The sequence below is a fragment of the Bacillus swezeyi genome (assembly GCF_001969815.1).
GTDB classification, from domain to species: Bacteria; Bacillota; Bacilli; order Bacillales; family Bacillaceae; genus Bacillus; species Bacillus swezeyi.
The window spans coordinates 1-6,926 of record NZ_MRBK01000047.1 but is presented as its reverse complement, the minus strand read 5'-3'; the positions used below and the strand labels follow the sequence as shown (position 1 = coordinate 6,926).

Annotated in this window: 8 protein-coding genes and 1 riboswitch; of the genes, 3 read left to right on the top strand and 5 right to left on the bottom strand. The window is 42.9% G+C overall.

The features are described from left to right. Window positions 1-838 precede the first annotated feature (838 nt). The 3 genes from BTA30_RS21220 (at window position 839) to BTA30_RS21210 (ending at window position 2,450) form a co-directional block, all read left to right on the top strand. The gene (locus BTA30_RS21220; protein ID WP_076763876.1) at window positions 839-1,321 is read left to right on the top strand and encodes a DUF2975 domain-containing protein; all 483 of its coding nucleotides are present in this window, start codon (window positions 839-841) and stop codon (window positions 1,319-1,321) included. 10 nt (window positions 1,322-1,331) lie between these two features. Next, a complete protein-coding gene (locus BTA30_RS21215) occupies window positions 1,332-1,553 on the top strand; it encodes a helix-turn-helix domain-containing protein (RefSeq protein WP_057775318.1) in 222 nt (73 codons plus the stop codon). 105 nt (window positions 1,554-1,658) lie between these two features. Next, complete coding sequence (locus BTA30_RS21210) at window positions 1,659-2,450, top strand: DUF817 domain-containing protein (RefSeq protein WP_076763874.1); 792 nt, start codon at window positions 1,659-1,661, stop codon at window positions 2,448-2,450. Window positions 2,451-3,047: 597 nt separating this feature from the next. On the opposite strand, the gene queF is transcribed toward BTA30_RS21210, so the two are convergent. From queF to BTA30_RS21180, 5 genes are all read right to left on the bottom strand, one after another. Beyond that, the gene (gene queF, locus BTA30_RS21200) at window positions 3,048-3,545 is read right to left on the bottom strand and encodes a preQ(1) synthase (protein WP_009328607.1); all 498 of its coding nucleotides are present in this window, start codon (window positions 3,543-3,545) and stop codon (window positions 3,048-3,050) included. A 17-nt stretch (window positions 3,546-3,562) separates the two neighbouring features. Next, window positions 3,563-4,294: a 7-carboxy-7-deazaguanine synthase QueE gene (queE, locus tag BTA30_RS21195; RefSeq protein ID WP_076763870.1), complete on the bottom strand. Its 732-nt coding sequence runs from the start codon at window positions 4,292-4,294 to the stop codon at window positions 3,563-3,565. After that, window positions 4,287-4,727 (bottom strand): 6-carboxytetrahydropterin synthase QueD, encoded by a 441-nt coding sequence (gene queD / locus BTA30_RS21190; RefSeq protein ID WP_076763868.1) that lies wholly within the window; start codon window positions 4,725-4,727, stop codon window positions 4,287-4,289. Before queD ends, queE begins: the two co-directional genes overlap by 8 nt. A 2-nt stretch (window positions 4,728-4,729) precedes the next feature. Further along, on the bottom strand, window positions 4,730-5,389 hold the full coding sequence (queC, locus tag BTA30_RS21185; protein WP_076763866.1) for a 7-cyano-7-deazaguanine synthase QueC: 660 nt from the start codon (window positions 5,387-5,389) through the stop codon (window positions 4,730-4,732). Window positions 5,390-5,545: 156 nt separating this feature from the next. Continuing rightward, window positions 5,546-5,590: riboswitch (PreQ1 riboswitch) on the bottom strand. An 80-nt stretch (window positions 5,591-5,670) separates the two neighbouring features. Continuing rightward, window positions 5,671-6,705, bottom strand: a complete 1,035-nt coding sequence (locus BTA30_RS21180) for a YkvI family membrane protein (RefSeq protein WP_076763863.1) — start codon at window positions 6,703-6,705, stop codon at window positions 5,671-5,673. Window positions 6,706-6,926: the final 221 nt, after the last annotated feature.

The window sequence follows — 6,926 nt, the reverse complement described above, 5'->3', positions numbered from 1 at the left end:
AGGCGCCATAATTGGCGCCCTTTTTCGTTTATAAACATTGCATCTTATCCGGTACCCTGGACTGCTAATGAACCTCGTTAGGATCAGACAATAATTGCTCCGGTTCGGTGTTCTGTTTTCGCCAAACTAAAAAGACGCCGATTATTCGTCAGCGTCTTCGATCTTCACCTCGAATAACTCCTCGACTTCACCCCGAGTGTTCGCACAAGGGCAAAGACGTGTTAATCGGCAGCTGTTTTATTTTTATAACACAACATATGCAGGTCCTCTTGTTATGACACATATTCCTTTATAGCTATTCTATTCAGACCCGCTAGGCTTTTAAGCATTTCAATATATATCCGATAAACTTGACGTTTGAGAAAAATCGATTCTTTTTCTTTTAAAACTTTAAGGAATTTAAGATTCGGTTCGGCTTAACATACCTAGTGCTTTTCATTGTAAATAGGCGGAATGGTATCGCCGAGGCCCGGCTTAGCGACCGCGTAACCGGCGTTTTTCAATTCAACGAAATCTAATTCGATCGTGATTTCTGGCTTATCTTGAATCTTCGTTTTTAAGTATCGTTCTCAAGCGGCTTTGAGCGTGAGCGTTTCGTGTCGTATGGCGGAAGCCGTAAAGACCTTCAAAAGGTGATGTGTACTCCGCTGACGTATTGCATTGCACTTGCTCAGTTGTTATAAACGGCTTTGTTTCCGGCAAAGTAACACCATCTTGTCTAAAATCAAAGAGATCATTATTTAACAATAACAAAATCATCTATATCAATATTTTTTTATTGTAAAACGATAAATAATATGTTAAATTCAAATCGACAAAAATAGGTGAGGTGCTTTTTATGAAACGAGGATCAACACTCTTTTTAAAGATAGCTGTTATTCTTATTGGAATGCCAGTTCTTGCTTTGTGCATATTTTTTGTGCCGGAAATAGCTAACTTTGCAGCCGAATTGTATCCAGATATTTCTTATCTGAAATATCTCGTTTATGCCGATTTGTATGCAGCGGCGATACCTTTTTACTTTGCTCTGTATCAAGCCTTTAAACTTTTAAGCTATATTGACCGGAATAAAGCTTTCTCGGAATTATCTGTACGGGCTTTAAAGAATATAAAATACTGTGCAATCACCATTAGTACTTTATTTGCGGTAGGCATGCCGCTCTTCTATCTCATCGCGGAGATGGACGACGCTCCAGGTATCATCCTAATCGGATTGGTCCTTATTTTAGCTTCAATGGTTATCGCAGTCTTTGCTGCTGTTCTCCAAAGGCTTTTGCAAGAAGCTATAGATATAAAATCAGAAAATGATTTAACAGTCTGAGGTGAAAACAATGGCAATTATAATCAATATTGATGTGATGCTGGCTAAAAGGAAAATGAGCGTTACCGAACTTTCAGAGAGGGTTGGAATCACGATGGCTAATCTTTCTATATTGAAAAATGGAAAGGCAAAGGCCATTCGATTATCAACTTTAGAGGCGATTTGTAAGGCTTTAGAATGTCAACCCGGAGATATTTTGGAATACCGAAGTGATGAAGACACCCAGGATTAATAAAGTATTTAATATTGAAAGAAAAAGAAAGTTATACGGCGGTGATCCTATGCATACCCTAAGTCGCTTTCATATATTCAGAAAAAAACTTCGGAGGCCCAAATCATGAGAGCACTAAAACAACTCGTTCATTTTGGTTGGGAACAGGCCCTGTCATGTTTATTTCCTGTCGTTATTTTTGCCTCTTTGGCTATTACACAAATCATACCACTTCCCTTCCTGCCACGGTATGACTGGCTGCTCATCATCTGCCTTCTCATGCAGTGGTGGATGGTGTATTCCGGGCTTGAAACACGGGATGAACTAAAGGTGATCACATTGTTCCACCTTATTGGACTTGCTCTTGAACTTTTCAAGGTACATATGGGCTCCTGGGCTTATCCGGAGGAAGGGTATTCCAAATTTTTCGGAGTGCCTTTGTATAGCGGCTTTATGTACGCAAGTGTAGCCAGTTATCTTTGCCAGGCTTGGAGGAGGCTTAAGGTTGAACTGGTTAAGTGGCCGCCGTTTTTGGTCGTTGTACCTCTTGCCGCTGCGATTTATTTGAATTTTTTCACCCACCATTATTGGATTGACGTTCGTTGGTGGTTATCTGGACTTGTCATGATCGTCTTTTGGAAATCATGGGTCACATACGATGTTAATGGAACTCGTTACCGTATGCCGCTCGCACTTTCTTTTGTGCTCATCGGATTTTTTATATGGATAGCCGAAAATATCGCAACGTTTTTTGGGGCTTGGAAATATCCAAACCAAACCGATGCATGGAGTCTCGTTCATCTAGGAAAGGTGAGTTCATGGCTTTTATTAGTGATTGTTAGCTTTCTTATAGTAGCGACGTTAAAACAGGTTAAGGGGAAAAATTCCACTAGAGTAGATACTGGTCAATTTTTATAACTGTTAAGAATCTTCTTTATTTAAACTGTGGAATACTACACAATTAAGTCATATGCATATCACCTCTGTTGGAGCTGCTACCTCGAAAATCGAAGTGGGCTTAATGTTGACTTGAATATATGGATAAATGAATAGAAAGTTACGTTAACGAGACGGGTGACGAAAATATCCCCCTTTCACCCTTCGATTAACGCATCGAATCTTGTCTCGTATAGTTGGTCTAACATCCTGTCCGGCACGCCGTTATTATAGCCGGCAAAAGATTTCGAATATGCTTCGCTTCGTTGCGATGAACGTTTGACGCACCGCATATAGGCCGATTTCTTCGAGCGTTCCGGAATCATATACGCCTTGTAAAAACGACGTATGCTTGTTTTTTCGAACAGAATTTCAGACAAAAAATAGACGTGCAATTACGCACGTCTATGTCACAAACGTATCGATCCCCTCGACCATTTCACTATAAAAATACCGTATTTTTACGGGTCACACTTTTTATGTGACCGGATTACACAGTGACGTCACACTCCGATCACAAAACGTCACACAACCGTTCGATTTCGTGACCACACTCCGTTTCATCCAACGGAAAAATCATCACCGATTATCAATCGTCTCCGGATACAAATCATGATTCATCATCCGGTACTCGGCCATTTTTTCGTACTTTGTGCCCGGCTTGCCGTAGTTTGTGTACGGGTCGATGGAGATTCCGCCCCTCGGCGTGAATTTGCCCCAGACTTCGATGTAGCGCGGGTCCATCAGCTCAATTAAATCGTTCATGATGATGTTCATGCAGTCTTCGTGAAAATCGCCATGGTTGCGGAAACTGAAGAGATACAGTTTCAAAGATTTGCTTTCTACCATTTTTTTATCGGGGATGTAGCTGATATAGATGGTCGCAAAATCAGGCTGTCCCGTTTTCGGGCACAGGGATGTGAATTCCGGGCAGTTGAATTTTACGAAGTAGTCTCTGTTTTCATGTTTATTCGGGAAAGACTCCAGCACTTCCGGAGAGTAGTCAAACAAATAATTGGTTCCTTGATTTCCCAGGAGGGTTACGCCTTCAAGCTCTGAATCTTTTCTTGTTGTCATTTTCATCTTCCTTTCTGTTAAACACCCCGTTTATTTCCCCAGATGAGGGTATGAAGCTGGGGAAGAACGCGGACTCGGTTTAATTGAGGGTCGCGGGTGACCGCTTCGACCAGTTCTTCATATTTTTGAAGGAGCCTTTCAACGAGCCGCCCCTGATCCTCGGTATGAACGTCGTCATTCCCGACCTGAAGGTAAAACGGGGTATCGGGATAGCGATGGTGGACTTTTTTTGCAAATTGAAGGTCGAGCGGGTTGAAAATGATGACCTTCAGGCTTGCCGCGTCCAGCCTGCCGTGTTCATCCAGCTTGCCGACGATATAATCAAGCTTTTTAAAATCGGTGTTCATGTTTGAACTTGGCGGCTTTGGCGAAATGGTTAAATCATCGATATTCACAAACCAGTCTTGGTAAAATGTTCCTTGCGTTTCGAGTGCTGTCCGAATATCGTTTTCTTTCAAAAGAGAGATCAGGCCGTCCAGCTGTTTTAAAAGCGCTGGATTTCCCCCTGAAATCGTAACATGTGAAAAGGCGTTTCCGCCGATTTCTTTAAGAGATTCGTATACTTCTTCTGCTGTCATCCAGTTGATGTCTTTTTTGGCCGAGCCGTCCCATGTGAAAGCTGAATCGCACCAGCTGCATGAATAATCACAGCCGGCTGTTCTGACAAACATCGTTTTTTGGCCGATAACCATGCCCTCTCCCTGAACGGTCGGGCCGAAAATTTCCAGCACCGGAATCGGCTTAGCCATGTTGATCACCCGGTTTTGGACGGTACACGACATAGCTTGTCGGAGTTTCCCTGACAAACACTTGAACACAACAAGGCCGGTTTTCAAGTCCTTTTAAATAGGCCTCTACCTTGTCATAAATCGTTTTCGCCACAACTTCAGTCGAAGGTATCTGTTCAGCGCTCTCACCTGAAAATTCCTTGTGATCATTTAAAAGAGTGTGGTCATATTCTCCATGGATCAATTTTTTAAGCGTGCTGAAGTTGACGAGAAAACCAGATTCATTTAACACATCTCCGGCAATCGTGATATTGATTGTATACGTGTGGCCGTGCACCATGCTGCATGCGCCTGCATCTTCCCTCGGGATAAAATGGGCAGCCGACATCTGCATATCTTTATTTAATTCAAATGCGTAAGGATGACTTGTTTGCGGGTAGACTTGTGTAAGCAATGTTAAGCTCTCTCCCTTTTCATTTTCATATATTCGTTGTAGCCGTTAGCGCGCAGTTTGCAGGCCGGACATTCGCCGCATCCGTCTGCAATGATTCCGTTGTAGCAGGTCAGTGTCTCATTTTTAACGAACTCAAGCGCCTCAAGCTCATCGGCCAGCTCCCAAGTTTCTGCCTTGTTCAGCCACATAAGCGGCGTATGAATCACAAACGGGCGTTCCATTGCCAAATTGACGGTGACATTGCATGATTTCACGAACTCATCCCGGCAATCCGGATAGCCGCTGAAGTCCGTCTCACATACGCCTGTTACGATGTGGCGCGCACCGATTTGGTAGGCAAGGATGGAAGCAAATGATAAAAACACGAGGTTGCGTCCAGGAACAAATGTGGACGGAAGCTCTCCTTCTTTAGCTTCAATCTCGATATCATCCCTTGTCAAAGCGTTTGGCGCAAGCTGATTCAAAAGCGCCATATCTAGCAGATGATGTTTGACGCCAAGCTTTTCGGCAATGTGTTTCGCAGCGTCAATTTCCTGCTGGTGCCGCTGATTATAATGAAAGGTGACCGCTTCCACCTCTTCAAATTGTTTTAATGCCCACAAAAGGCAAGTTGTGCTGTCCTGACCGCCGCTGAATACGACGACCGCTTTTTCCTGTTTCATAATTCCTCCTTCTCCGCTTTTCACCCTTTTCCAAAAAAATTCTGGTGGATGCTTTGCTACATAAGCTCTGATATCGGAAAGAAAAAACACCTTTCTTTTTTAGGAAAGGTGTTCTAGCAAAAAAACAATAAAAAAGGCCATACCCCAAGGATACAGCTTTCCTTAGTTTTTTATAGAGGGTTTTGCTAGAACCTCTCCCGCAGTTTCCGAGCGGATTTTGTTCAATTTTCTTTCGCCATCTTATCACAAATCCGGGCTTTCGCCAAGTGCGGAACCCTCCCTCATCGTTTTGGCACTCTTTTGATGATCAGAAAGAAAATAAAGACAAGGCTCAGCTGCCCGAATAATGGATAGATGGTGGAAATCAATTTTCCGTAGCCGATCTGTCCGGTTAAGTAAATCGTCAGCAAAATGAAGATGAAGATATAAAAACTTTTCATATGAAGATATTCATTGATCTGCTTTTCCAGACCGTATAAATTGCCGATGACCGATGTGAAGACTTCCCCGAAAATGATAAACAGGTAGATGATATGTACAGAATGCTGGACAATATAGACGACCTGTGCCATCGGAATTTCATATAAAAGGACATCAGGCAATGTAGAAAGCGATAAAAAACTCGCGACTAATACAAGGGTAAGCAGGGTCCCTCCGATAAACGCCCCCTTTTTAATCAGCCGTTCTGATTTTAATTCAGAAGCGATCGGCACAAGCACTGCCTGTGCGAGCGACAAATTAAAAGCGCCGTATGAAACAGCCGACAGCACCCAGTCTATCTTTGCCGAAGATGCCGGCAGCGTGTGGACGGAAGGCCCGCCAAAAATAAACGAATCAAACAGGACGATCAATGAAAAAAACAGCAATAAAGGAACGACGATAATATTGACACCGAATATTCCCTTTACACCCCTCATCATTACGAACAGGCTCAAAGCAATCGTCACAAGCATCCCCGACTGATTGGAAAGGCCGAGCTGTTCTTCGAAGATCGCCCCCGCTCCTGACAGCATCACAGAGGTCACGCCAAGCAATATCATGAGCATGAAACCATTGACAAATTTTCCGAGAGTGGGGCCAAACAAAAACTTATTTAACTCCTGATAGGATTTGGCATTGATTCTGATTGAAATCAGCATGATTTTCGCCCCGAGAAAAGTAAACATCAGCCCGCTGATCAAGATTCCGGCCAAACCTGTCCAGCCGAACCTTAAAAAAAACTCAACGATCTCTCTTCCCGTCGCAAATCCGGCTCCGACGACAGTTCCTACATAAACAAATGCCAACTGAAACGCTGATCCTTGTGATTGACTCATATTTCTCCCCCGTCAACAAATTCCCTTTCTTCATCGTATGAGACAGGTTCCTTAAAAAGAAGGACAACTTCAGGATGCCGGAACAAAAAGGAAAAGCATCACACTTGAAAGTCAAAGATAGTCAAGGTATACTATAGTCAAAATTGGTCAAATAACAGACCATTTTTTAAAACTCAATTGGTCAAAAAAGGTCAAATTATATTGAAAGGGGTTTTGGCAAA